Source organism: Limnohabitans sp., assembly GCF_017848645.1.
Lineage (GTDB): Bacteria > Pseudomonadota > Gammaproteobacteria > Burkholderiales > Burkholderiaceae_C > Limnohabitans_A.
This window is the reverse complement of the sequence record NZ_JAFEIF010000073.1, coordinates 23885-49166: the sequence shown is the minus strand read 5'-3', so window position 1 is coordinate 49166 and position 25282 is coordinate 23885. Positions and strand designations below refer to the sequence as shown.

The window sequence follows — 25282 nt, the reverse complement described above, 5'->3', positions numbered from 1 at the left end:
GGCTGGTGTGTCTGCCCCGCAAGTGACGCTGCAGGCCTTGCAGGGTCGGGTCAAGTTTTTGTGAACTGCTATGGCTACGGCTGCCAGCGGGGATTTCCCGCTGGGTCTTGAGAACTTCACGCCCGGCATGCTTGCCGGGTTTTTATTTGGTCAGGATCAATTTGCCTTGCCGTGTGGTTTGCAGGCGATAGATTTCGCCCAAGTGGCGAATGAGCACCAGGGCCTGCTCGCCCAAGAGCTCATGGCTGTCCAGGGTGCGCGGACGGGTTGACCGGCTTGCGCTGCGGGTGTCAGTCGGCACCGACCTGGGCGTTCCTGGCGCGATGGTCGAATTGGCGGGGTCGGTCGGCGCAGTCTCAGGCGGTTTCAAGGTCATGGTTTTTGGCCCTCGGTCACAAAACCTATTTTTGCCAGACCCGCACGCTGCGCAGCGCTCATGGCCTGGGCCACATGTTCATAAGCGACTTTTTTGTCGCCCCGGATGTAGAGCTGGGGTTGCGGGTCTTTGGCTGCGTGTTTGCGCAGCGCATCTTCCAGCGCATCAGCCCCTACAGGCTGTTGGCCTAAAAAGAACTGGCCTTGGCTGTCCACGGTCAGTTGAAGGTTCTCGGGCGGTGTTTTGTCTTGGCTGCTGCTGGAGCGGGGCAGTTCCACTTTCACGGCGTGTTGCACCACCGGGATGGTGATGATGAAGATGATGAGCAGCACCAGCATGACGTCTACCAGGGGCGTCATGTTGATTTCATTCATCACGTCATCGTTGTTGTCGTTGATTTCAAAGGACATGCGGGTTTCCTGGTGGGCGGGTCAGCTGCTCACTGGCCAACATGCGCTGCAGCAAGGTGGGATGGGAGATTGGCCTGCGCCGAAGGGCTCACGCGGGCACCGGTCACGTAATAGGCGTGCAGGTCATGCGCAAAACGGTTCATGCGGGCGATGATGAATTTGTTGCCACGCACCAGGGCGTTGTAGCCCAGCACCGCTGGAATGGCCACGGCCAGGCCCAGCGCGGTCATGATCAGGGTTTCGCCAATCGGGCCGGCCACCGCGTCGATGCTGGCGTTGCCGGTGGCGCCGATGGCCACCAGCGCGTGGTAGATGCCCCAGACGGTGCCAAACAAACCGACGAACGGGGCGGTGGAGCCAATCGACGCCAGGATGGCCAAGCCGTTTTGCAGACGGCTGGTGTGGTCGTCAATGCAGTTGCTTAGGCTGCGCGTGACCCAGTCGCTCACGTCCAGACGGTCATGCAACTGTTTTTGTGCCGCCTGGTGGTGTTCTGTGGCCTCTTGCCCCACTTGGGCCAGCGTGTGGAACATGTTGTCCGGGCGGTGGCTGAGCACGGCCAAGCCTTCGGCCAGACTGGTGGTGTGCCAGAACTGTTCGCTGCTCAAGGCACTTTGTTTATGTTTCCAAACGTCCAGCGCCTTGAGCACGATGACGACCCAGCTGGTGACCGACATGCCGATCAGTGCGATGAGGATCAGACGGGTGACGGCGTCCCCTTGGGTCCAGATGTGTGTGAGGCCAAATGATTCGGGCATGAAAAAACTCCTGTGAATGGGATCGGGCAAAAAAATGGTGGGCAGTCGGGCCGTTGGGGGCGGATCAGTCCAGCACAAAGCGGATGGGCACGTTGAACCACATGGCCTCGGGCGCGCCGTTGCGTTGGCCGGGCACAAAGCGCCAACGCTGCACGGTGGAAAGGGCGGTCTCGTCCAGGCGCAAGTAACCGCTGGAAGTTCGGATTTCGGCCTTTTCGGCGCGGCCCTCGGGCGTGATCAAAACGCGAATGATGACGGTGCCTTGCTCGCCCAGGCGTTTGCTCTGGCGCGGGTAGGGTGGGGCCGGGTTGTTCAGGTAGTCGGCGCTGGTGGACGGCAGCACCACGGCTGCCGCTGTGGCGTTGTTGGCAGGGCGCTGGTTGCCAGCTTGCGGTGCGGCTGGTGTGGCCGGGGCAGGCGCAGGGCTTGGCACGATGGGCGCGGCATCGCTGGGGGCTGTGGGTGACAGCACAGGCGTGGGTTGCACGGGAGGGCTGACGGGCTTGGCCTGAGGCTGCCGCTCGGGTTGGGGTTTTGTTTTGGCCTGTATTTGGGGTCTCGCCGGTTCAGGCTTGGGTGCGGCCGGAGCTGGGGCATCCATGACCACGCTGGCCATGATCACCTTGTCGGGTGCGCCTGCGGGGACCACGCGGGTCCATAAACCGCTGCCGAGCAAGTAAGCCACGCCAACGTGGCCCAGCATCACCGCACCGGTCACGCGCCAGGTACGGCTTGGATGCGTGCGGTGGGGTCGATGCATCGGTTCTTCTAAATGGGCTGCTTGCATAAAGTGGCTCAATAAAAATCAAGGGGCGTCAAACGGGCTGCAGAGGCCACAAGCGGTCTTTGTCAATATCTTGAAGGTGCGCGCAACCCGTCAGAGCCATGGTGGCCTCGAACTCGTCGCGCATCAGGCGCAGCACATGCGCTGCACCACGGGCCCCCGCATGGGCCAGGCCATACAGGGCAGGGCGGCCAATCAGCGCGGCATCGGCCCCCAAGGCCAGCGCCTTGAACAAGTCGGTGCCGCGCCGAATGCCGCCATCGACCAGCACCAGCGCTTGCGGGTGTTGATGGCGAACGGCTTGAACGATGCGCGGCAGCAACTCGGCCGTGGCAGGCAGGGTGTCGAGCACACGGCCACCGTGGTTGCTGACGATCACCCCTGCTGCCCCCAGATTCAGCGCTTGCACAGCGTCTTGCGGGTGGGTGATGCCCTTAAGCAGCACGGGCAAACGGGTTTGCCCCATGAGCCACTGCACATCGGCCCAAGTGGGCACGGCATCGGCCAAGCCAGCGCACAGGCCTTGGGCGTGGTTTTTTGCAGGGCCGTTGTCGGGGGCCGTCCAATGCGCCGCCTTCACGCCCTCGGGCAAATGTATGCCGTGGCGGCGTTCGCGGTCTCGCACACCGTGTACCGGGGCGTCCACCGTGAGTACCAGGGCTTCAAAGCCGGCCGTTTCGATGTGTGCCAACAATTCGCGCAGGGCACCCCGGTCAGCCAGCCAGTAGAGCTGAAACCACAAGGGGCCACGTTCGGCGTCTGAAGCCACCAGCGCCGCCACGTCGTGCAAAGGCGTGCTGGTTTGGTGCGACAGCACCATGCCGCAGCCTTGCGCAGCAGCGGCCAAAGCCATGCCCGATTCCCCATCGGCATGGGCCCAGCGCTGGTAGGCCATGGGGGCCACCAGCAGCGGCATGGGCCATTCGCGCCCCAGCAGGTTGCATCGGGTGTGGCCGCCGCGCAGGTCTTGCAACACGCGGGGCGACAAGCGCAGGTTTTGCCAAGCGGCCACGTTGTGGCGCAGTGTGATTTCGTCTGCTGCGCCACCGCTGAAATAGGCCCACGCAGCATTGCCCAGCGCCGCTTGTGCGGCGTGTTCGTGGTCTTGCAGGGTGACGATGGGCGTGGTCATGGTGTGTGCGGGTTCAAAGAGCAGATCAGGTGTTGGCCCACTGGCGAAGCAGCTGGTGATACACCCCGGTCAAAGCCGTGGTTTCGGTCGTTTCGCCGTGTTGTTCGCGCAGCTTGAGCAGGTTCATGTCCAGATCGAACAGGATGCGGCGCTGCTCGTCGCTGCGCACCATGCTCTCGACCCAGAAAAAGCAAGCCAGCCGCTGGCCGCGTGTGACGGGTGTGACTTCGTGCAAGGTGTTGCCGGGGTACAGCACGGCGTGGCCTGCGGGCAGCTTCACGCGGTGGACGGCCTCTTGGTCCTGCACGCTCAGCTCGCCGCCCTCGTAGTCGTCGGAGTCGTTCAAAAAGACGGTGCATGACAAGTCTGTGCGCACGCGTTGGCCATCGGCACGCAGGCGAATGGCGTTGTCGATGTGCCAGCCGTAATGGGGGAATTCGGGGGTGTAGCGGTTGATGCGCGGTGTGAAAATTTTCAGCGGCAAAGCGGCTGAAAAGAAGGTGCTCGACTGGTCCAACCCACCGAGCACCGCGTGGCGGATTTGCGCCGCCACCGGATGGTCATGTGGCAGTTGCAGGTTGTCTTTGACCGCGCGGGCTTGGGGGCCCGCACTGCCTCGCCCGTCGGCCCAGTCGGATTCGGGCAAGGCCAGCAACTGGTCGCGGGCCTGGCGCACGGTGTCCGGGCTGAGCAATTCGGGCAGGAAACGGACCATGTGGGTGGCGTCCTCAGAATTTGTAGGACGCGGTGATTTGCGTCAAACGGCCTGCACCCGGTATGTAGTGGCCGGGGTACAACTGATCGGCATACAGCTTGTTGGTGACGTTGCTCACATTGGCTTTGAAGCTCAGGGCATCGCTGTAGGCGTATTCGGCCATCACATCGCCCACCACAAACGAGGGCACTTCAAATGCGGCACGCGTGGGGGTCTGGCGTCCCCGGAAAGTCAGACCAACGCCTGCACGCCATTGCCCGTTGATTTGGTATGTCGTCCAGGCGCTGCCGCTGTGCACCGGGGTCAGGGCCGGGCGGTCGCCCACGCGTTCACCTGCCGCGCCTTGGCTGCATGAGCCTGTGGCAGGGCAGGGGGCAGCCTTGCTGACTTTGGCATCCGGCATCCAGGTGAAGGACCCAAACACTTCCCAGTTTGGGGTCAAGCGACCGGCTACATCGATTTCCAGGCCAGAGGCATAACGGCTGCCCGTCAGCGTGACCACGGGCAACAAGGGGTCGGTGTTGCGCTCGTTTTTCTTGGTGGCGCGGAACAGGGCCAGGCGGGTGGTGAAGCGTTTGTCGGCCGAGTCGAGCTTGGCCCCCAACTCCCAGTTTTCCGATTGCTCGGGCGGCGTGTCCACGTTGGAGGCGCCCAGCGAGTAGGTGTCGCCCGAAGTGTTGAACGAGGTGCCGTAAGACAAATGGAAGGACTGCAAATCGTTCGGCTGGAACAGCACGCCTGCGCGTTTGCTCCACTCGCCCACCCTCATTTGGTAACTGGTTTTGGTGCCGTTGTCGGTGGCGTTCGTGGGGTTGCCGAATTGGTCGTAGTCACCTTTCAGGCTGTCGTAGCGCAAGCCGCCCAGCACTTTCCAGTGCGGTGCCACTTGCACCAGGTCTTGCAGGTAGGCCCCCCAGCCGGTGCTGCTGTACTGGTTGTTCACACGCAGCACGCGGGTGCTTTCGTCCACCCAGGCCCCATCGTTCGGGGTGCCAATGGTGGTGGTGGGCTTGTTGATGGTCACGCCACCTTGCACACCTGCTGTACGGGCGGCGTACACAGTTTTGTCTTCGGTGGCCAGGTCGACCCCGGCCAGCAATTCGTGTTTCAGGCCCAGCGCCTGGAATTTTTTGCTGAAATCACTTTGCACATGCAGCGTGTCCATGTCCTGAATCTTCAGGTTGTTACCCCGGTTGATGACCGTATTGGGGCCGAAGGTGGCCAAACTGACGGCTTGGCCCCCCGGTTGGCTGGCGGCATTGGCAAACCGCACAGTGCCAGCCCTTTGATCGCGTTCGTACTGACCCTTGCGGATTTGCGTTTTGAGTTCACTGTCGGCCGAGAAACGGTGGGTGTGGCTGGCCGTCAAATGTGTGGCGCTCCCCGCGTTGTAGTCGCTGGCTGCGCCGTAATAGGCCTTGGGGTCCAGCGGCAAGACGGTGGACTCCAGCGGGGAGGCGGAGGTGCTTGGGCGAATCCAGGGCAAACCATAGTTCATGCCATTGTTGTTGTTCAGGTGGTACAAGCCAAGTTGGAACTCGTCCTTCTCGCCAATGCCCCAGCGGTAAGCCCCGGCGATGCCTTCTTTGTCCAAAGAACTGCCCGAGCCGTTGTTGTCGGCTTGGGTTTTCATCACGTTCAGGCGCAGCGCAGCGCTCTCACCCGTTTGCTTGTTGAAATCGCCCACCAGCCGCACATGCTTGTGCGAGCCCAAGGTCAAGTCCACCTGGCTTTCATCCATGAGGCGGGGTGTTTTGCTGACCTGGTTGACCGCGCCGCCCGTGGAGCCCCGGCCAAACAGCATCGAGGCCGAGCCGCGCAGCACTTCCAGGCGGTCAAGGTTGTACGTGTCGCGCTCATAAAAAGCCGGGTCGCGCACGCCATCGACAAACACATCGCCTGTGGCTTGCAAAGAAAAGCCGCGCAAACGGATGTCTTCTTCGCCACCTTCGGCCGCCAAAAAGCTGATGCCAGCCGTGTTTTTCAGGGCCTCTTTGAAGGTGTCCAAGTTGCGGTCATCCATGAGCTTTTCGGTCACCACCGTCACCGATTGCGGGATGTTGCGTAGCGCCTGTTGGCCTTTGCCCATGCGTGTCTCGGTGGCGCGGACGCTGTTTTTGCCTTCGGCCATGTCTGTTTCGGCCTTGTCCTTGACGGTCACCGTTTTGAGGGTGCTCTCTTCAGGCTTGTTCTGGGCCATGGCAGCAGGCGCGGCTGAGAGCGAACCCGCCAACATGAGGGCGGCCAGCGGCAGCAATTTGGCCGGTGGCAGATTGTTTTGGACGTGATTGTGTCTTTGAGTCATGGTGATGCGAGTCATTGATGGGGTGAAAAAGGCAAAACGGGTTTGCCGACAAGTTCAATGGCTGGCTATCACCACCCGGGTGTCCGGTGTGAATGGCTGGCTGATGGAGACAAAGTGGGTCGCCCACGGCGACCACCGGGTGATGCCTTACTTGAAGCCAACCCTGTCCAACATTTGCTGCACCTTGATTTGGTTCATGCCCACGGCGCTGATCGGGAGCAATTCGCTTTTGAAGTTGCCGCCCGTCATGGCCTTGAGGGCCGGATTGTCAAAGCTCACGCCTTTGGCCGCGGGCCACTCGTTGTTGCCGTTGGCAAAGTGGTTTTGCGCCGAGGGGCTGGCCAGGTATTCGAGGAACTTGACCGCGTTGTCGGTGTTTTTGGCATGGCGGGCCACGGCACCACCGGCCACGTTCATGTGGGTACCCCAGTTGCTTTGGTTGGGGAAGACCACACCGATTTTTTCGCTCACCGCTTTGTCGGCCGGGTTGCTTGACCGCATCATGCGGGCCAAGTAATAGGTGTTGGTCACGGCCACGCCGCATTCGCCCGAGGCCACGCCTTTGATCTGGTCGGTGTCACCGCCCTTTGGGCTGCGGGCCATGTTGTCCACCAAGCCTTTGAGCCAGACCTCGGTTTTTTGTGGGCCCAGGTGCTCGGTCATGGCGCCAAACAGGCTCAGGTTGTAGGGGTGCGAGCCGGAGCGGATGCACAAGGTGCCCTTGAATTTGGCGTCGGCCAGCTTCTCGTAGCTGTCCAAGTCGGTTTTGCTGAACTTGAGCTTGTCATACACGATCACACGCGCCCGGGTGGACAGACCAAACCACGCAGTGCCACCGTTGTCGGTGGGTTTGGCGCGCAAATTGGCGGGAATGGCTTCTTCGAGCTTGGCAGACTTGATGGGCAAAAAGAGTCCATCCACTTCGGCACGCCAAAGGCGGGCGGCGTCCACCAGCAAAATCACGTCGGCGGGGGAGGCCGCACCCTCGGCTTTGAGGCGGGCGAGAATACCGGCATCATCGGCATCGACCCGGTTGATCTTGATGCCGGTCGCTTTGGTGAAGTCGCTGTACATGACCTCATCAGTGGGGTAGTGGCGTGCCGAGTAGATGTTCAGCACTTTGTCTTGCGCCATGGCCGATGCGGTGCTCAGGAGGCAGACGATGCTCAACAGGGATTTGGTCAATGTCATGGTTATTTGTCCTGCGTGAAGTGTTGGGACAAGTTTAAACCAAATGAGAATGGTTATCAATAAGATTTGAGGAATACATGCATAAAGTGCAAGGGATTGGTCAAGCGCAGGGCGGCATAGCAGCAGAACAAGCCGTGTCAGGTGGGGGGCTCCAGCGCGCTTTGCAGTTGCTGGGCTCGTTGTTGATCGGGGTGGTCTTGACGGCCTGTGGCAGCTTGCAGTCCACCAAGCCGCAAGAACCCAGTTCGGCGCCCACGGCCGAGCGGCGTGAGGTGCGGTTGGGGCTGGCGCTGGGCGGTGGTGCAGCGCGCGGTTTTGCCCATGTGGGCGTGATCCAGGTGCTGGAAGAGGCGGGGCTCAGGCCCAGCCATGTGGCGGGCACCTCGGCGGGCAGTTTGGTGGCGGCCTTGTACGCCAGCGGCAAAAACCCGGCGGAGTTGGTGCGCGTGGCCGAGTCCATGCAGGAGGCCGAGATCACCGACTGGATGCTGCCCATTTTGAACCGGGGCGCATTGCGTGGCGAGGCCTTGGCCAAGTACGTCAACACCCAAGTGGGCGGCAAGACGCTCGAGCAAATGCCCATCGCCTTGGGCATCGTGGCCACCGATCTGGGCAGCGGGCAGGCCATCACCTTCCGGCGCGGCAACACGGGCGCAGCGGTGCGGGCCTCGAGTGCGGTGCCAGCGGTGTTTCAGCCGGTGCGTTTGGGTGACCGGGAGTACGTGGACGGTGGCCTGGTCTCCCCGGTGCCGGTGCGTCAGACGCGTGAGATGGGGGCCAACTTTGTGGTAGCGGTGGACATTTCCAGCGACCCGGAGGGCAACCCCTATGGCGACACCTTCCAGATCCTGATGCAGACCTTTGCCATCATGGGCAAAAGCATCAACACCTTGGCACTCAAAGAGGCCGATGTGGTGATCCGGCCCGCTTTGTCGGGTGTCAAAAGCGCCGATTTCAGCGCCCGTTTGCGCGCGATTGAAGCGGGGCGGGTGGCGATGCGGGCTGCCTTGCCCGCATTGAAAGCGCGCATGGCCCAGTTTGAAGAGGGACGTTGATTTGAAGAGACCCCGGATCAAGTCGGGGGGCAAGGCCCACCGATGTCGGTGCGCAGCCAAAAAAAAGGGCTGATCTTGCGATCAGCCCTGGAAGGGATCCCTGTTTCCAGATGAAATTCAAAGAGATCCGAGGAGACAACTTGCAAAACGACAGGCTGGAACTTGCAATACCAGCCTGCCGGGAAAATCACTTCTTCTTGGCGGCCTTGGGAGCAGCGGTTTGGGTCACGGCAGCCAGGTTGGTCTCGGCCAGGTCAGTGGCTTGCTTGACGGCTTTTTGCACGGATTCAAAAGCCGTGTTGGCAGCGGTCACGGCACCCTTCATCATGGCCACGGCTTGCTCGGAACCGGCAGGCGCGTTTTGGGCGGCGCTGTCCACCAAGTTGGAGAACTGCTTTTGTGCAGCAGCGGTTTGGGCTTCAAAAGCTTTGGTGAACTCGCTGTTGGTGCCCGAAGCGATGTCGTACAGGTGGCGGCTGTAAGCGGCGGTTTTTTCAGCCAATGGCTGGAACAGGTTGGCTTGCATGGCCAGCAGTTCCTGGGCGTCTTTCACGCTCAAAGCGGCTTGGGTGTTATTGGCGGATTCGTCCAAGGCGGCCTTGGCCACGCTCAGGTTCAGTTCAACCATTTTTTCCACGCCTTCGAAGGCTTTGGCGGTCAGGCCAAACAGGGTTTCCACATTGGCTTTGTGCGAGGCAACGATTTGTTCGGGTGTCATCATGAGGGGCTCCAGAGATAAGTTCGGTTTCAAGAAGACTGCGCCGTAACTGGCCGGGACCGTACAACTTTGTTGCAGTGCAGCATGGGTTGGATTTTAGGGTTTCTACGGGGTATTGCAAGGGGATGGGCCCACACGTGGCTCAGTTTAGAGAGGGTTTTCTAGAATCACCTTGCTCAGAATCAAAACATGCACGCCTACTACGCCGACCACTTTGTCCTGCCCCTGCCCGAAGGCCACCGCTTTCCGATGCGCAAATACAGCCGTTTGCGCGACCGCTTGTCGCAAGAGTTGCCCGGCGTGCGCATGCGCGAGGCCCCAGCCGCGAGCGACGGTGAGCTGGCGTTGGTGCACACGCCCACCTACATCCAGGGCGTGGCCACGGGCAGCCTCGAGGCGGCTTTACAGCGCGAAATCGGTTTCCCCTGGAGCCCGGCTATGGCGGAGCGGGCGCGCCGTTCGGTGGGTGCTACGGTGGCCGCGGCCCGCGATGCTTTGTCGCAAGGTGTGGCGGGCAACCTGGCGGGCGGCACGCACCATGCCTATGCACACAAGGGCGGGGGTTTTTGTGTGTTCAACGACATCGCCGTGACGGCCCGCCTGATGCAGGCCGAGGCCTGGCGGCACCACCGCCAGCAGATGAAGGTGGCGGTGATCGATCTGGACGTGCACCAGGGCAATGGCACCGCGCATGTGTTTGCCAACGACCCCAGCGTGTTCACCCTGTCGATGCATGGCGAAAAGAACTTTCCTTTCCGCAAGGAGCCGAGCGATCTGGATGTGGGCCTGCCGGACGGCTGCACCGACGAACCTTATTTGCAAGCCCTGCACCAGGCGCTGCAGACCCTGCAGGACCGCTTTGACCCACATTTGGTGATTTACCTGGCCGGGGCCGACCCGCACGAGGGCGACAGGCTTGGACGGCTCAAATTGACGATGGACGGCATGCAGTCACGGGACCGCGTGGTGATGGACTGGGCCTGGCAGCGCAGGCTGCCGGTGGTGCTGTGCATGGGCGGGGGCTACGGCCACGACATCGAGACCACGGTGCAGGTGCAAATGCAGACCTGGGATGTGGCTTTGGGCTATTGGCAACGCTGGCACAATCTTGGGCGATGAACACGCCTGCCAAACCCCAAGCCGACGCCCGCAGCAGCTACAAGGCGTTTCGCCCCATCAGCACCCGCTGGATGGACAACGATGTGTATGGCCATGTGAACAACGTGGTCTATTACAGCTGGTTCGACACCGCCGTGAACGCCACCCTGATCGAGCAGGGCGTGCTCGATATCCACGCAGGCACCACCATCGGTTTGGTGGTGGAAACCCAGTGTTTTTACTTCGCGCCGCTGGCTTTTCCGCAAACCGTTGACGCGGGCATCCGCGTGGCCAAGCTGGGCACGTCCAGTGTGCGCTACGAGGTGGGCCTGTTCGCGCAAGGCGAAGACCTCACCGCCGCCCGGGGCCACTTTGTGCATGTGTACGTGGACCGCGAGACCCGCCGCCCCGTGCCCCTGCCTGCCGCACTCAAAAATTTTCTGGAGACTTTGACATGAGCATTTCCCCCATCGGCCCGCAGGTCAGCACCCGCGTGAACGACCCGGCCAGCGTGGATGCGGCCATCTTGAGCCGCTTTTCGGCCCGCGCTTATCTGCCCCAAGCGGTGGAGCGCAGCGTTTTGCAAGAAGTGCTGAGCGTGGCGGCCCGCTCGCCCAGCGGCACCAACACCCAGCCCTGGAAGGTCTATGTGCTGCAGGGTGCCAAGCGCGACGAGCTGGTGGCCAAGACCTGCGCCGCGCACGACGCCATCAGCGCCAACCCCGCATTGGCTTCTGAATACGCCGAGGCCTACGATTACTACCCCGAAAAATGGGTCAGCCCCTACATCGACCGCCGCCGCGAGTGCGGTTTTGGCCTGTACGGCGTGCTGGGCATTGGCAAGGGCGACAAGGCGCGCATGCACCAGCAACACCAGCAGAACTTCCGTTTCTTTGACGCGCCTGTGGGCCTGGTCTTCACCATCGACAAGGTGATGGGCCGGGGCAGTTTGCTCGATTACGGCATGTTCTTGCAAAGCATCATGGTAGCCGCCCGCTCGCGGGGTCTGCACACCTGCCCGCAGGCGGCCTGGAACGGGTTTTCCAAAATCATCCTGCCCCATGTGGGCGCGGGCGAAAACGAGATGGTGGTCTGCGGCATGGCCCTGGGCTATGCCGACGAAGCAGCGTTGGTCAACACCTTCCAGACCACCCGCGTGCCGGCCCAAGACTTCACGCACTGGGTGGATTGACGCACGGCTTTTGACAACCCGGCGCAGGCTTGCCGCTGCGCCATGTTCCTTTTTGAGTCCCCATGAGCCAACCCTTCTTTAACGCCCCAAGCCCTGCCGCTCAAAAACTGGAACTGTTGCGAGAACTGTTCCCGCAAGCCATCGAGACAGCCCCCGATGGCAGCGTGCGTGTGAACGCCGCCGCCATCCAGCAAGCGCTGGACCCGGTCAACCCCGAGGGCATTCGGGTCGAAGAAGACGGCTATGAACTGCGCTGGGTGGGCAAGCGCGAGGCGTACCACACCGCCTTTGTGCCACCGCAGAAAATCCTGAAGCCCTTGCAGGCTGACAGCAAAGACTGGGACACCACCGGCAACCTGCTCATCAAAGGCGACAACCTTGATGCACTGCGCCTGCTGCGCCAGAGCTACTTTGGTAAAGTCAAACTTATCTACATTGACCCGCCCTACAACACCCAAAGCGACGCCTTCATTTACCGCGACGACTTCAGCGCCCGGCAAGGCGAGGTGCTCAAACAATTGGGCTACAGCGCCGACAACATCGACTACATCAAAAACATTTACGGTGCCCGCACGCACAGCGGTTGGCTGAGCTTCATGTACCCGCGTTTGCTGTTGGCCAAAGACCTGCTGCGCGACGATGGTGTCATCTTTATCAGTATTGACGACAACGAGCAGGCTCAACTGAAGCTGTTGTGTGATGAGGTTTTTGGGGTAGAAAATTTTGTCGCAGAACTTGTCTGGGAAGGAGCCAACAAGAACGATGCTCGACAAATTGGAACCGTTCACGAATATGTTTTGGTCTACGCTCAAAACCGCAATGAATTGCCTCGAGAGTGGAGCCTAAAAAAAGAAGGCGCTGCCCCAGTGTTTGCGGAGGTCAAACGATTAAAAAAATTGCACGGCTCGGACTTTGAAACCATTTCTAAAGAGCTTGCTGGTTGGTTCAGAGCAATGAAAGCTAAACCATCATTTGCGCTGCGCCGTTTCCGCTATGTTGATGAAAGAGGCGCATACAAAGAGGATGACCCGACGGCACCTGGCGGACGAAAGTTTGATCTGATTAACCCCAAAAATGGGCAAGTATTGCCGCTTAGAAGAAATCGTGGCTGGGGGTTTGATCAAACCGAGTTCAATCGGTTGGTTGACGAAGGCCGTGTCTCGTTTGTTACCGATTCGAGTGTCATGATTCGTCGCTATCTGCACGAAACCGACACTATTACACCGCCCAGTGTGTACTACCAACCTGCACGCTCAGCTTCCGAGAGGTTGACACGCATGATGGACGGAAATGTTTTCGACTTTCCCAAAGACGAAACAGTGCTCAACAAGTTTGTCGAAATGGCAACCGATCCTGACGATGCCAATTGCATAGTTCTGGATTTTTTTGCAGGTTCAGGGACCACTGCACATGCGGTAATGCTGCAAAACGTTCTGGACAACGGCACCCGCCGCTTTATCCTCGTCCAGATTCCTCAGCCCATCGACCCTAAGAAACAAAAGGATGCCCACACCTTCGTGAGGGACACGCTGGGCAAGCTCGAGGCCACGATTTTTGAGATCACTGCCGAGCGCATCCGCCGCGCCGGGGGCAAGCTCAAGGCCAACAAGCCTGAGCTGGATACGGGTTTTCGCGTGTTTGATCTTGCCGACGACCCCGATGCCCTGATCTTGCAAAAACCGCTGGCCGAGGCTACTCAGGCCGACCTGGCTCTGCTGCAAACAACCATCGCCACACCCCAACCCGACCAACTGCCGCGCATTCTTTACAACCTGCTGCTGGCCGAAGGCTTGCCTTTGTCCACCCGCATCGAACCCGTGCAAGCCGACCAGCACCCGCAAGCGCTGTACCGCGCAGCCGATGTGCTCATCATCTTGCAGGCGCTGGACACCGAAGACCTGCGCCAAGCACTGGCTCAACTCAAAACTGCTGGCACCCCGGTACAACACCTGAGCGTGTATGCCCCCTGGGTGCAAGACAACAATTTTCTGTTGGGCCTGAAAACCTTGCTCGAAACGCTGGGCCTGTCGGAAGACAAGCTGCGCTTGCGGGGTTGATGCGCATGGCCGCGCAATTCCAATACACCCGCCTGGCCTACCAGGCCCAGGCGGTGAACAGCATTTTTGAGGTGTTCGCCGATGTGCGTTTTGTCGCGCCCACGGGTGTGCACGCCAATCCGACGTATGTGGCGCACGAAGCGCAAAAAACCATCCGGGCCAATATTGAGCGCATCCGTGCTGAAAACCAGGTTCAGGCGGGTGAGGTGGAGGTGGCTGGATCGCTCACACCTGCTTTGTCGCTCGATGTGCTGATGGAGACGGGCACGGGCAAGACCTTCACCTTCATCGAGACGATTCACCGGCTGCACCAGAAGTACCAGCTTTCCAAGTTCATTGTCTTGGTGCCCAGCAATGCGATCCGGCAGGGCACGGTCAAGACATTGCAGTCCACGGCCGACTTTTTTGCCAAGGAATACAACAACCAGAAGATCAACGTCTTCAACTACTCGGACAAGACGGTCAAGGGCTTCATTCACGCGGCCAATGCAGGCATTTCGGTCATGGTGGCCACTTACCAGTCGTTTGCGGGCGACGGCAAGATCATCAACAAGCGCGGCGTGGAGTCCAACTTGTTTGGCCAGGCCAAGAGCTACATGGAAGCTCTGGCCGCCATTCGGCCCGTGCTGATCATTGACGAGCCGCACCGCTTTGATGGCAAGGTGGTCAAGGAGTATTTGCCCAAGTTCAACCCGCTGCTGACCATTCGGTTTGGGGCGACCTACAAGCGGGACGAGTTCAAAAACCTGGTCTACACACTGGACAGCCTGGAAGCTTTTCGACAGCGGCTGGTCAAAGGCATCACGGTGGACACTGTGGGCACCAGTTCTTCGATGGCGCAGACTTTGCAGCTTTTGCAAGTCACAGGAACGGCCAAAGAGCGCTTGGCGCAAGTGAGCTACCAGACGAGCGCAGGCAAAACAGCCACGACAGAGCTCAAAGCCAAAGACAACTTGGGTGAAAAAACCGGTCTGGCCTATCTGGACGGCCATGTGGTCGAGAGTGTGACGACCAAGGAGCTGGTTTTTACCAATGGATTTGCCTTGCCTTTGGGCGAGGCCACGGCCTACGGCATGTTGGCCGATGAGGTGCAGTCGCTGTTGATTCAGTGCACGGTGGCTAACCATTTTGAGCGGGAGCAGGCGCTGTTCAAGCGTGGCATTAAGGCCATCAGCCTGTTTTTCATTGATGCCGTGGCCAAGTATTTGCCCGATGGAACCAAACCAGCCGTTCTGTGTGAGACATTCGAGCGCCATTACAAAACTGAGTTGGCCAGGGTGCTGGCCGATGCCGATCTGGATCCGGGTTACCGCGCTTATTTGGAGCGCACTGCAGCGGACGTGAGCAAGGTTCACAAAGGCTACTTTGCCCGCTCACACAGTGAAAAGGGCGAAGAGGAGGCCATCAAGCTGATCTTGCAGGAGAAGGAAAAGCTGCTGTCTTTCGATACGGACTTGCGTTTTATTTTTTCCATGTGGGCGCTGCAAGAGGGTTGGGACAACCCCAACGTGTTCACCTTGTGCAAGTTGGCTCCCAGCAATTCAAAGATCACCAAGCTGCAACAAATTGGGCGTGGCCTGCGGCTGGCGGTCAACCAGCAACTGGAGCGGGTGCATTCGGATGACGCGGCCTTTGACGAAATCAACGATTTGGTGGTGGTTGTCCCTGCCAGCGAGGGTGATTTTGTGCGGGCCATTCAAAGTGAAATCACCGCGCACAGCGTCAAGCGTGTGGCGGGTGTGTTTGATGATGCTGTCTTGGCCGAGTTCGGTGTGGCAGCCAGCACGCGCCAAGCCAATAAGGTTTTGGATGCCTTGGCCGCGTTGGGCGTGATCGAGCTGGATGATTTGTCCGGCCAGGCCACCATTCTTTGGCAGCGGCCGCAATACCAAGCGCAGCGTGAATCCATTGTGTTTTCGCTGAACCAAGTGACGGGCATGACGCCTGACAATGTGCAGAACATGCTGCGTTATCTGGACTTGTTCTTTGATGGGGCGGGCCAAGTCAAAGCCAAAAAGAACAAACAAACCCCTGTGTTGACGGTCAACCCTGGGCAGTATCAGAAGTTCAAACACCTGTGGCAGAACCTGAACCGCCATGCGGTGCTGCGCTACGAGCTGGACACTGAGCAGCTCAAATTGAATGTGCTGACCAACATTGAGCGTAACTTCGATGTGCGCCCTTTGTCTGTCACCGTGACCACAACTTCAGGGGTGCAAAACATGCACCAAGCGACCGCAACGCAAGGCCAGTACACGATCAAGCCACATTCGGTTTACACGTTGGCGCAGTTTGTGCGGGAACTGGCCAATATGACGCGCTTGTCCATCCACACGGTCAGTGACATTTTGTGCCGCATGCCTGCTGACAAGTTTGCTCAGATCAAACACAACGAGAACCGGGCATTGCTCAGTCTGCGGGATTTGATTCAACGCTGCATTCATGAGTTGGTCGTCAACAAAGTTTGTTATGACTTGCGAGAAATCCGGGTTGAAACGTCTTTGACCGACAAAACTGGGCAGCTGCTTAAAACGATTCCGCTGTCGCTTTGCGGAGTGGAGTCGCATGATGTTGGCAATCCAGCACTGCGAGAGCGCTCTTTATACGAAGACGCGCTCATGCCTGTGGACAGCCAAATTGAGCGCGACACCGTCGATGAGTCGAACCACAAGACGATCACGGTGTTTGCAAAGCTGCCCAAAATCAACATTCCTACGCCTTTGGGCAACTACAACCCGGATTTTGGTTATGTCATCAGTCAAGAGGGTCGGGCTCAGGCGCTGTATTTGGTGGTGGAAACCAAGGGGTACGACAACCAGCAAGACATCCCAGAGCGGGAGCGCTGGAAGATAGCGAGCGCCAAGCATTTTTTCGCGGCCTTGAAAGACAAAGGCGTTGAGGTGCATTACAAAACCAAGATCAATCACGATGCGCTGACGCAACTGATGCAGGAAATTGATCCTGTCATCGGCATTGCTTGAGGTCATTCCAAAGCTATGGGATTCGAAGCACTGGCGCTGCAACTGCTCAATGGCCTGAGCCACGCCACCACTTTGTTTTTGATGGCCTCCGGGTTGACGCTGATTTTTGGCGTGACCCGGATCGTCAATTTCGCGCACGGCAGCTTCTTCATGCTGGGCGCGTTGTGGTCGGCGCACGCGGTGACGAACTGGTGGCCCGACATGGCGGACACCGCTTGGGGCTATGGCGCGGTGATCTTGATGGGCGCTTGCGTGGCCGCCTTGCTGGGGGCCGTGACCGAAGTCTTGCTGCTCAAGCGCATGCGCCACGCGCCGCAGCTCTACCAACTGGTGGCCACCTTCGGCCTGACGCTGGCGCTGCACGACGCGATGCGCTGGTTTTTTGGCCCTGAAGAGGTGTTTGCGCCGCGCTTTCCGGGCCTCAAGGGCGCCATTCAGTTGGGCGAGTCGTATTTCCCGACCTGGCAATTGTTTACTTTGGCGCTGGGCCCCTTGGTCTGGCTGGGCTTGCACCTCTTGCTCACGCGCACGCTGTGGGGCCAGCGCGTGAAAGCCGCCACGCAAGACCGCGAGATGCTGGGCGCCCTGGGCGTGAACCCCGCGCCGCTCATGCTGGGCGTGGTGATGCTGGGCTGCGGCTTGGCGGGCTTGGCCGGGGCGCTGCAATTGCCGCGCGAGCCTGCGCACTTGCAGATGGACGTGAACGTGGTGGTCGAGACCTTTGTGGTGGTGGTCACAGGGGGCTTGGGCAGCATTGGCGGAGCGTTCGCAGCGGCGGTGCTCATTGGCGTGATCCACGCTTTGGGCCTGAGTTTTTTCCCGCAAGCGACTTTGGTGCTGGTGTTTTTGACCATGGCCGTGGTGTTGGTCTGGCGGCCGCAGGGTTTGGCCGGGTCGGCGGTGCATGCCGAGCAGCGCGAAAGCGTGCCGGTGTTTGCGCTGTGGCCTGTGGCGGGCTGGGGCCGGGCCCTGTTTGTGGCGGTCTTTGTGGGCTTGACGCTGCTGGCCTGGGGGCAGGGCGATTACGGCCGCAGCCTGGCCGAAGACGTGATGGTGATGATGCTGTTTGGCCTGAGCCTGCAGTGGATGATGGCTTTGGGCGGCCTGGTCAGTTTTGGCCATGCGGCGTTTTTTGCGCTGGGCGCTTATGGCGCGGCGCTGTCGCACCTGCATTGGGGTGTAGGCCTGTTCGGCGCTTTGGCCTCGGGCATGGCGCTGGCATTGGCCGTGGCTTTGGTCTTTGGCGCTTTGGTGGTGCGCAGCAGCGGGGTGTACCTGGCCATGCTGTCGCTGGCACTGGCGCAAATGATTTGGGCAGGAGCCACGCAGTGGGTGGGGCTCACGGGGGGCGACAACGGCCTGATCGGCCTGCGTTTGATCGCCCCCGAGTCGCGTGCACTGTGGGACGCGGCGCTGGGTGTCTTCATGCTTTGGGCTTTGGCGGGCATGGCCCGCGTGGCCCGCTCCAGCCGAGGCGCGGCTTTGCAGGCTGTGCGGGACGCGCCGTTGCGCGCAGCGGCCAGCGGTTTGCCAGTGCAGGCTTTGCGCTACCAGGTGTTTGTGGCCAGCGCCACTTTGGCAGGCCTGGCCGGGGGCTTGTGGGCCGCGTTCAAAGGCGCGGTGTTTCCGTCGGTGGCCTCCGTCGCCATGTCGGTCGATGCCTTGCTGGTCATCTTGCTGGGCGGCGTGCACCAGCTGTGGGGCTCGGCCGTGGGCAGTGCGCTCTTGGTCTGGGGCGGGGCCGAGCTGGGGCAGGGCCTGGATTATTGGCGCGGTGTTTTGGGCCTGGTGATCATGCTCGTGATGGTGCTGGCCCCCAGTGGCATGCTGGGTGGGCTGCAGATGCTGTTGGCCCGCTTTGCTTCCAAGAGGGGCCGCGCATGAGCCTTCAAACAGTTTTGCAGGTCAGCGGTCTGGCCAAACATTTTGGCGGCGTGCGGGCGCTGGACGGCGTGGACTTCTCTGTGCCTGCGGGCCAGTGTGTGGCCCTGATCGGCCCCAACGGCGCGGGCAAGTCGACCTGTTTTGCCTGTCTGGCTGGCCAGCAGGTGCCCACCGCGGGTGAGGTGCTGTGGCAAGGCCAGTCGCTGTTGGGCAAGCCGCCCGCAGAGCGTCAGCGCCTGGGCGTGGCCCGCACCTTTCAGGTGGCGCAAACCTTTGAGGCGCTCACGGTGCTGCAAAACATCCAGCTGGTGCTGCGCGGTGCAGCGCCACTGGCCTGGTGGGACCGGCTGGACCGCCGTCAGCCCGAGCGGGCGCTGCGGCTGGCCGTGCAAGCGGGCTTGCAAGCCCAGGCCCACGCCACCGTGGCCGATTTGCCTTACGGCGCCAAAAAACGCCTTGAGCTGGCCATGGCGCTGGCGGGTTTGCCCGAAACCATGCCCGGTCAGGACGCCCATGCAGCGCAGTCATTGCTGCTGCTGGACGAGCCCGCTGCCGGTCTCGCTCTGGCCGAACGGGCCGACATGATGGCGCTGGTGCGCCAGGTGGCCTCGCAAGGCGTGACGGTGCTCTACACCGAACACAACATGGACGCCGTGTTTGGCGTGGCAGACAGGGTGCTGGTGCTGATGCAAGGCCGCTTGGTGGCCGACGGCTTGCCCGAAGCGGTGGCGCAAGACCCGCAGGTGCGCGAGCGCTACCTGGGGATGGATTTCGATCTGAACGCCAACGTGAATACCGATGCGAAAGGCCTGCGCGATGCTTAAGGTTGAAGGCCTGAACGCCTGGTATGGCCAAGCCCAGGCTTTGTTCGACGTGAGTTTATCGGTGGGCGAGGGCGAGTTGGTCGTCATTCAAGGGCTGAATGGCGCGGGCAAATCCACCCTGCTGCAAAGCCTGATCGGCATTGGCCCCCGGGCGCAAGGCCGCATCACCTGGCAAAACGAACCTATCCAAACCTGGCCCGCGCACCGACGCGCCCGTGCGGGCTTGGGTTTTGTGGCCGAGGACCGGCGTTTGTTCACCGGCTTGTCGGTCAAGGAAAACCTGTGGATCGCCGCATCCTCGGGTTCTAGCGCTCAGGCCTCGCCCGCGCAGCGCTTTGAGCGCGTGATGGCTTTGTTCCCCCAGCTGCAAACCATGCTGCACCGCTCGGCCAGCCAAATGAGCGGGGGCGAGCAGCAAATGCTGGCGCTGGCCCGCACCCTCATGACCGGCCCGCGCCTCTTGCTGCTGGACGAGCCTTGCGAGGGCATTGCCCCGGTGCTGGTGGCGGCCATGCGCGACGCGCTGCTGCAGCTGGCCCGCGAAGGCGTGGCCATGCTGGTGGCCGAGCAAAACAACATCCTGGCCCAGCATGCGCAGCGGGTGCTGGTGCTGACCAGCGGGCGCATGGACTCGGCGGCATGAGCCGCGCTTGACGGGCTTAGGCATCCCTTACACTGCCCCACAACAACGAGCGGCTCCAGCCGCCAGAGACAACACACCATGATCATCACCAGCCTGCTCGACACCGACCTGTACAAATTCACCATGATGCAGGTCGTGCTGCACCAGTTTCCGGGGGCGCAGGTCGAATACAAGTTCAAGTGCCGCAACCCGGGCGTGCCTTTGGCCCCGTTTGTCAAAGAGATTCGAGAAGAGATTCGCTCGCTGTGCAGCCTGACTTTCAAGGAAGGGGAGTTGCAGTATCTGCGCTCCATGCGCTTCATCAAGAGCGACTTTGTCGATTTTCTAGGCTTGTTCAAGCTCAATGAAAAGTACATTGAAGTCACGCCTTTGCCATCGGGTGAGATCGACATCACCATCCAGGGTCCCTGGCTGCACACGATTTTGTTCGAGATCCCGGTGCTGGCCATCGTCAACGAGGTGTTCTTCCGCAACACCCAGAAAGTGCCCGACCTGATGGAGGGCCGCCGCCGCCTGGACACCAAGATCGCCCAGCTGCAGTCCCCTGACCTCGAAACCCTCAAGATCGCCGATTACGGCACACGCCGGCGTTTTTCCCGCGCCTGGCACGAAGAGGTGCTGCGTGTCTTGTCTGCGCGTTTGGGCACCGGCCCCAGTGGCCAGTTGGCCGGCACCAGCAATGTGTACTACGCCTATTTGCTGGGCTTGACGCCGCTGGGCACCATGGCGCACGAGTACCTGCAGGCCTGTCAGGCTTTGGGGCCGCGCTTGCGCGACAGCCAGATTTTTGCCTTCGAGTCCTGGGCCAAAGAGTACCGGGGCGACCTGGGCATTGCGCTGAGCGATGTGTACGGCTTCAATGCTTTCTTGCGTGACTTTGACCTGTATTTTTGCAAGCTGTTTGACGGCGCACGCCACGACAGCGGTGACCCGTTCAGCTGGGCCGAGCGCATGATCGCGCACTACCAGCACAACCGGGTGGACCCCAAAACCAAGACGCTGATCTTCAGTGACGGCCTGACCATTCCCCGCACCATCGAGCTGTTCGAGCAGTTCCGGGGGCGCTGCCAGTTGGCCTTTGGTGTGGGCACCAACCTCACAAACGACTTGGGTTACGAGCCGCTGCAAATCGTCATCAAGATGACCCGTTGCAACGGCCAGCCTGTGGCCAAGCTGTCTGACTCGCCGGGCAAGGGCATGTGTGACGATGAGAAATACTTGGCCTATCTGCGCCAGGTGTTTGAAGTGGCACCTGGCACCTGAGGCGGGTCCTTTCATTTTGACGATTTGTTTGATTCCACTGGAGATGCGTACCATGAAGATTTTGGGGACACGATGGACCGCTTGGCTGGCCTTGCCAGCGCTGTTGGCCATGTCAGGCGGGGCTTGGGCCGCCGATTTTGATGGCGCTCAGCTGTCTGTTTTGTGGGGGGTGCCTTTTGCAGGCATTTTGTTGTCGATCGCCTTGATGCCCTTGCTGGTGCCTCACTTTTGGCACCACCATTACGGCAAGGTGGCTGCGGCTTGGGGCCTGGCGTTTTTGCTGCCATTTGCCCTCGTCTTTGGACCGGCTGCAGCCGGCGTGAACGCGGTTCACGCCCTGTTTGCCGAATACATTCCCTTCATCATCTTGCTCACGGCCTTGTTCACCGTGTCGGGTGGCATTTTCATCCGTGGCAACTTGCACGGCAGCCCGGGGCTGAACACCGCCATCCTGGCCATTGGTGCGTTTTTGGCCAGCTTCATGGGCACCACGGGTGCCTCGATGTTGCTCATCCGGCCGCTCATCCGCGCCAACGACAACCGCAAGCATGTGGCGCATGTGGTGGTGTTTTTCATCTTCATTGTCTCCAACGCAGGCGGCTCTTTGACGCCTCTGGGCGACCCGCCCTTGTTTTTGGGTTTCTTGAAGGGCGTTGACTTCTTCTGGACCATCAAAACCATCTTCCCTGAGACCCTGTTCCTCGTGGGCAGCTTGCTGACCATCTTCTTTGTGCTCGACTCCTGGTACTACCGCCGTGAAGAGCTGTTGCCGCAAGACCCAACACCCGATTCCAAATCGATTGGTTTTGACGGGGCCATCAACTTCTGGTTGCTCGCAGCGGTGGTCGGCTTGGTGTTGATGAGCGGTTTCTGGAAGTCGCCCGTGTCTTTCAACATCTACGGCACCGAAGTGGGCTTGCCCGGCGTTTTGCGCGATCTGGGTCTGTTGGTGGTGACCTTTGTGTCACTCAAAATCACCCCCGCCAAAGTGCACGAAGACAACCAATTTGGCTGGGGCCCCATGGCCGAAGTGGCCAAATTGTTCGCGGGCATTTTCCTGACCATCATCCCGGTCATTGCCATGCTCAAGGCGGGTGTGAACGGCCCATTCGGCGCAGTGGTTCAGGCGGTGACCCAACCCGATGGCAGCCCTGATGTGATGATGTACTTCTGGATCACGGGCGCATTGAGTTCATTCCTTGACAACGCCCCCACTTATCTGGTGTTCTTCAACACCGCAGGCGGTGACCCGCAGGTGCTGATGACCACCTTGGCCCCGACCTTGGCTGCCATTTCGGCCGGTGCAGTGTTCATGGGTGCCAACACCTACATCGGCAATGCGCCCAACCTGATGGTCAAGGCCATCGCCGAAGACCGTGGTGTGAAAATGCCCAGCTTCTTTGGTTACATGTTGTGGTCGGGCGCTGTCCTGATTCCGTTGTTCGTTGTCATGAGTTTCATCTGGTTCCAATGATGTCCAAACCTTCCATTTTGGTGGCCCGCGCCATCTTCCCCGAGGTCCTGCAGTCTTTGTCGCAGGTGTTTGAAGTCGAGAGCAACCAGGCCGATGAGGTCTGGTCTGCCGCAGAGCTGACGCGCCGCATGCAAGGCAAAGTGGGGGCGCTCACCACCGGCAGCGAGCGCATCGACGCGGCGCTGCTGCAGGCCAACCCCCAACTCAAAATCGTGGCCAACATGGCCGTGGGCTTCAACAACTTTGACGTGCCCGCCATGACCGCTGCGGGTGTGCAGGCCAGCAACACGCCCGATGTGCTGACCGAAACCACGGCCGATTTTGGCTTTGCGCTGCTCATGGCCACGGCCCGCCGTGTGACCGAGAGCGAGCACTATTTGCGTGCCGGTTTGTGGAAAAAGTGGAGCTACGACATGTTTGCCGGAGCCGAGGTGCATGGATCGACCATCGGCATCATCGGCATGGGCCGCATCGGTCAGGGCATTGCCCGCCGCGCAGCCCACGGCTTTGGCATGAACGTGATTTATCACAACCGCAGCCGCCTGAGCGCCGAGCTCGAAGCCCAGTGCAAGGCCACTTATGTGTCCAAGCCAGAGCTGCTGCAGACCGCTGACCACGTCATGCTGGTCGTGCCCTACAGCGCCGAGTCACACCACACCATCGGCGCGGCCGAACTGGCGCAGATGAAGCCCACCGCCACGTTGGTCAACATCGCGCGCGGCGGCATTGTGGACGACGCGGCGCTGGCCAAAGCTTTGGCTGCAGGGCAAATCGCGGCAGCCGGTCTGGATGTGTTTGAAGGAGAGCCTGTTGTGCACCCTGATTTGCTGACCGTGCCCAACGTGGTGCTCACGCCGCACATTGCCAGCAGCACGGTCAAGACCCGCAAGGCCATGGCCCAACTCGCGGCCGACAACCTGGTGGCTTATTTGACGCGGGGCCAGGCCTTGACGCCTCTGAACACCTTGCCAGGTCAAGCCGCATGAGTGAATGGGCCTTGCTGGTCTTGGGCGGACTGAACCTGCTGCTCTTGGTCTGGTTGCTGCTGCGCGGCGGCAACTCGGCCAGTGCGCAGGCTGAGCAGATTGCTCAATTGTTGGCCGAGCAAAGTGCTGTGCAAATGGCCGAAAAAATGGCCGAGCAAACCGCCTGGCAGCACCAACAGTTCACAGCCGTTCAGACCCAGAGCGAGCGGCTCGAGCGCGAGCTGCGCACCGAGATCGCCCAGTCGGGCGTGCAAGGCCGACAAGAGGCCATGCAAACCCTCACGCTGTTCCAGCAATCGCTGCTGCAGCAAAGCGCCGAGGCCACCCGAACGCAAAACCAGCAAATCGACGCGCTGGCCCAGCAACTGGCCTTGCTGCAAAAAAGCCTGACCGACAGCCTGGCTCAGCAGGTCAATGCGCTGTCTGAGGCGAATGCCCGCCGCCTGACCGAAATGCGCGGCACCATGGAAACCCAGCTGTCGCAGCTGCAGCAAAGCAATGCCGCCAAGCTCGATGAAATGCGCCAGACCGTGGACGAAAAGTTGCAAGCCACCTTGCAAGCTCGCTTGGGCGAGAGCTTCAAACAAGTGGCCGAGCGCCTGGAGCAGGTGCACAAGGGCCTGGGTGAGATGAATACTTTGGCGCAAGGCGTGGGCGATCTCAAGCACCTGCTGACCAACGTGAAGACACGCGGCATGTTTGGCGAGGCGCAACTGGCCTCGTTGCTCGAGCAGGTGCTCACGCCCGAGCAATACGCGGTGCAAGTGGCCACGCGCCCCGGCGACAAAAACCGGGTGGACTTTGCGATTCGCCTGCCCGGCCGATCCGACAGCGGCCAGCCCGTGTGGTTGCCCATTGACGCGAAGTTCCCCAACGAAGACTACGAGCGCCTGCTCGAAGCCCAAGGCCGCGCCGACCCGGTGCAGGCCGAGCTGTGCGCCAAGGCCCTGGAGACGCGCATCAAGCTCGAAGCCAAGTCGATTGCTGAAAAGTACCTGGAGCCGCCGCACACCACCGACTTTGCAGTCATGTTCTTGCCTACCGAAGGCCTTTACGCCGAAGTCTTGCGCCGCCCAGGCCTGATGGAAACCCTGCAGCGCGACCACCGCGTCACGCTGGCGGGCCCCACCAACCTGATGGCCATGCTCAACGCCCTGCAAATGGGCTTCAGAACCTTGGCGCTGGAAAAGCGCTCCAGCGAAGTCTGGCAAGTGCTGGGCGCGGTCAAGACCGAGTTTGGCAAGTTTGGCGACGTGCTCGACAAAGTGCGCAACCAGACCCAAACCGTGCTCAACACGCTCGACCAAGCCCAGACCCGCAGCAACGTGATGAACCGGGCCTTGAGGCAGGTCGACGCCTTACCCGAAGCCGAGGCCCAGGCCCTTTTGCCCGGAACCGATGCGGGCGGCCATGCCTGACATGAACGGGCCATGGCG

General features: G+C 60.6%; 22 protein-coding genes. 13 read left to right on the top strand and 9 right to left on the bottom strand.

Annotated elements, in window-relative coordinates:
• Positions 1–142: 142 nt before the first annotated feature.
• From hemP to QZ190_RS15540, 8 genes are all read right to left on the bottom strand, one after another.
• Complete coding sequence (gene hemP, locus QZ190_RS15575) at positions 143–376, bottom strand: hemin uptake protein HemP (RefSeq protein ID WP_291918098.1); 234 nt, start codon at positions 374–376, stop codon at positions 143–145.
• Positions 373–786 (bottom strand): biopolymer transporter ExbD, encoded by a 414-nt coding sequence (locus QZ190_RS15570; RefSeq protein ID WP_291918095.1) that lies wholly within the window; start codon positions 784–786, stop codon positions 373–375. Before QZ190_RS15570 ends, hemP begins: the two co-directional genes overlap by 4 nt.
• Positions 787–815: 29 nt before the next feature.
• Positions 816–1544 carry a MotA/TolQ/ExbB proton channel family protein gene (locus QZ190_RS15565; RefSeq protein ID WP_291918093.1) on the bottom strand — a complete coding sequence of 243 codons (729 nt, stop codon included), beginning with the start codon at positions 1542–1544 and terminating at the stop codon, positions 816–818.
• Between the two features lie 64 nt (positions 1545–1608).
• Complete coding sequence (locus QZ190_RS15560; protein WP_291918090.1) at positions 1609–2304, bottom strand: energy transducer TonB; 696 nt, start codon at positions 2302–2304, stop codon at positions 1609–1611.
• Between the two features lie 55 nt (positions 2305–2359).
• A complete protein-coding gene (locus QZ190_RS15555) occupies positions 2360–3460 on the bottom strand; it encodes an alpha-hydroxy acid oxidase (RefSeq protein ID WP_291918087.1) in 1101 nt (366 codons plus the stop codon).
• 25 nt (positions 3461–3485) lie between these two features.
• On the bottom strand, positions 3486–4175 hold the full coding sequence (locus QZ190_RS15550; RefSeq protein WP_291918085.1) for a Fe2+-dependent dioxygenase: 690 nt from the start codon (positions 4173–4175) through the stop codon (positions 3486–3488).
• 13 nt (positions 4176–4188) lie between these two features.
• A complete protein-coding gene (locus tag QZ190_RS15545; RefSeq protein ID WP_291918081.1) occupies positions 4189–6480 on the bottom strand; it encodes a TonB-dependent siderophore receptor in 2292 nt (763 codons plus the stop codon).
• Positions 6481–6627: 147 nt separating this feature from the next.
• Positions 6628–7671 carry an extracellular solute-binding protein gene (locus QZ190_RS15540; protein ID WP_291918080.1) on the bottom strand — a complete coding sequence of 348 codons (1044 nt, stop codon included), beginning with the start codon at positions 7669–7671 and terminating at the stop codon, positions 6628–6630.
• Positions 7672–7748: 77 nt separating this feature from the next.
• Here QZ190_RS15540 and QZ190_RS15535 point away from each other — a divergent pair, with 77 nt between their 5' ends.
• Positions 7749–8726 (top strand): patatin-like phospholipase family protein, encoded by a 978-nt coding sequence (locus QZ190_RS15535; RefSeq protein WP_291918077.1) that lies wholly within the window; start codon positions 7749–7751, stop codon positions 8724–8726.
• Between the two features lie 187 nt (positions 8727–8913).
• Here the strand turns inward: QZ190_RS15535 and phaP are convergent, their stop codons facing one another.
• Complete coding sequence (gene phaP / locus QZ190_RS15530) at positions 8914–9447, bottom strand: phasin family protein (RefSeq protein WP_291918074.1); 534 nt, start codon at positions 9445–9447, stop codon at positions 8914–8916.
• 186 nt (positions 9448–9633) lie between these two features.
• Between phaP and QZ190_RS15525 the strand changes: the two genes are divergently transcribed.
• The 12 genes from QZ190_RS15525 to QZ190_RS15470 all read left to right on the top strand — a co-directional run bounded on the left by QZ190_RS15525 (position 9634) and on the right by QZ190_RS15470 (position 25264).
• Positions 9634–10563 (top strand): histone deacetylase, encoded by a 930-nt coding sequence (locus QZ190_RS15525; RefSeq protein ID WP_291918071.1) that lies wholly within the window; start codon positions 9634–9636, stop codon positions 10561–10563.
• On the top strand, positions 10560–11000 hold the full coding sequence (locus QZ190_RS15520) for a thioesterase family protein (RefSeq protein ID WP_291918070.1): 441 nt from the start codon (positions 10560–10562) through the stop codon (positions 10998–11000). Before QZ190_RS15525 ends, QZ190_RS15520 begins: the two co-directional genes overlap by 4 nt.
• Complete coding sequence (locus tag QZ190_RS15515; RefSeq protein ID WP_291918067.1) at positions 10997–11734, top strand: nitroreductase; 738 nt, start codon at positions 10997–10999, stop codon at positions 11732–11734. The genes QZ190_RS15520 and QZ190_RS15515 overlap by 4 nt, the downstream gene beginning before the upstream one ends.
• 257 nt (positions 11735–11991) lie before the next feature.
• Entirely contained in the window at positions 11992–13791 is a 1800-nt protein-coding gene (locus QZ190_RS15510) for a site-specific DNA-methyltransferase (RefSeq protein WP_291918064.1), read from the top strand.
• A gap of 5 nt (positions 13792–13796) precedes the next feature.
• On the top strand, positions 13797–16772 hold the full coding sequence (locus tag QZ190_RS15505; protein WP_291918061.1) for a DEAD/DEAH box helicase family protein: 2976 nt from the start codon (positions 13797–13799) through the stop codon (positions 16770–16772).
• Positions 16773–16787: 15 nt separating this feature from the next.
• A complete protein-coding gene (locus tag QZ190_RS15500; RefSeq protein ID WP_291918058.1) occupies positions 16788–18656 on the top strand; it encodes an ABC transporter permease in 1869 nt (622 codons plus the stop codon).
• Positions 18653–19480, top strand: a complete 828-nt coding sequence (locus QZ190_RS15495) for an ABC transporter ATP-binding protein (protein ID WP_291918056.1) — start codon at positions 18653–18655, stop codon at positions 19478–19480. Before QZ190_RS15500 ends, QZ190_RS15495 begins: the two co-directional genes overlap by 4 nt.
• Positions 19473–20123 carry an ABC transporter ATP-binding protein gene (locus QZ190_RS15490; protein WP_291918054.1) on the top strand — a complete coding sequence of 217 codons (651 nt, stop codon included), beginning with the start codon at positions 19473–19475 and terminating at the stop codon, positions 20121–20123. The genes QZ190_RS15495 and QZ190_RS15490 overlap by 8 nt, the downstream gene beginning before the upstream one ends.
• Before the next feature lie 78 nt (positions 20124–20201).
• On the top strand, positions 20202–21386 hold the full coding sequence (gene pncB / locus QZ190_RS15485; protein ID WP_291918051.1) for a nicotinate phosphoribosyltransferase: 1185 nt from the start codon (positions 20202–20204) through the stop codon (positions 21384–21386).
• A 52-nt stretch (positions 21387–21438) separates the two neighbouring features.
• Entirely contained in the window at positions 21439–22860 is a 1422-nt protein-coding gene (locus QZ190_RS15480; protein ID WP_291918048.1) for a sodium:proton antiporter, read from the top strand.
• Positions 22860–23846, top strand: a complete 987-nt coding sequence (locus QZ190_RS15475; protein ID WP_291918045.1) for a D-glycerate dehydrogenase — start codon at positions 22860–22862, stop codon at positions 23844–23846. The genes QZ190_RS15480 and QZ190_RS15475 overlap by 1 nt, the downstream gene beginning before the upstream one ends.
• Positions 23843–25264 carry a DNA recombination protein RmuC gene (locus QZ190_RS15470; RefSeq protein WP_291918042.1) on the top strand — a complete coding sequence of 474 codons (1422 nt, stop codon included), beginning with the start codon at positions 23843–23845 and terminating at the stop codon, positions 25262–25264. Before QZ190_RS15475 ends, QZ190_RS15470 begins: the two co-directional genes overlap by 4 nt.
• The last annotated feature ends 18 nt before the right edge of the window (positions 25265–25282 follow it).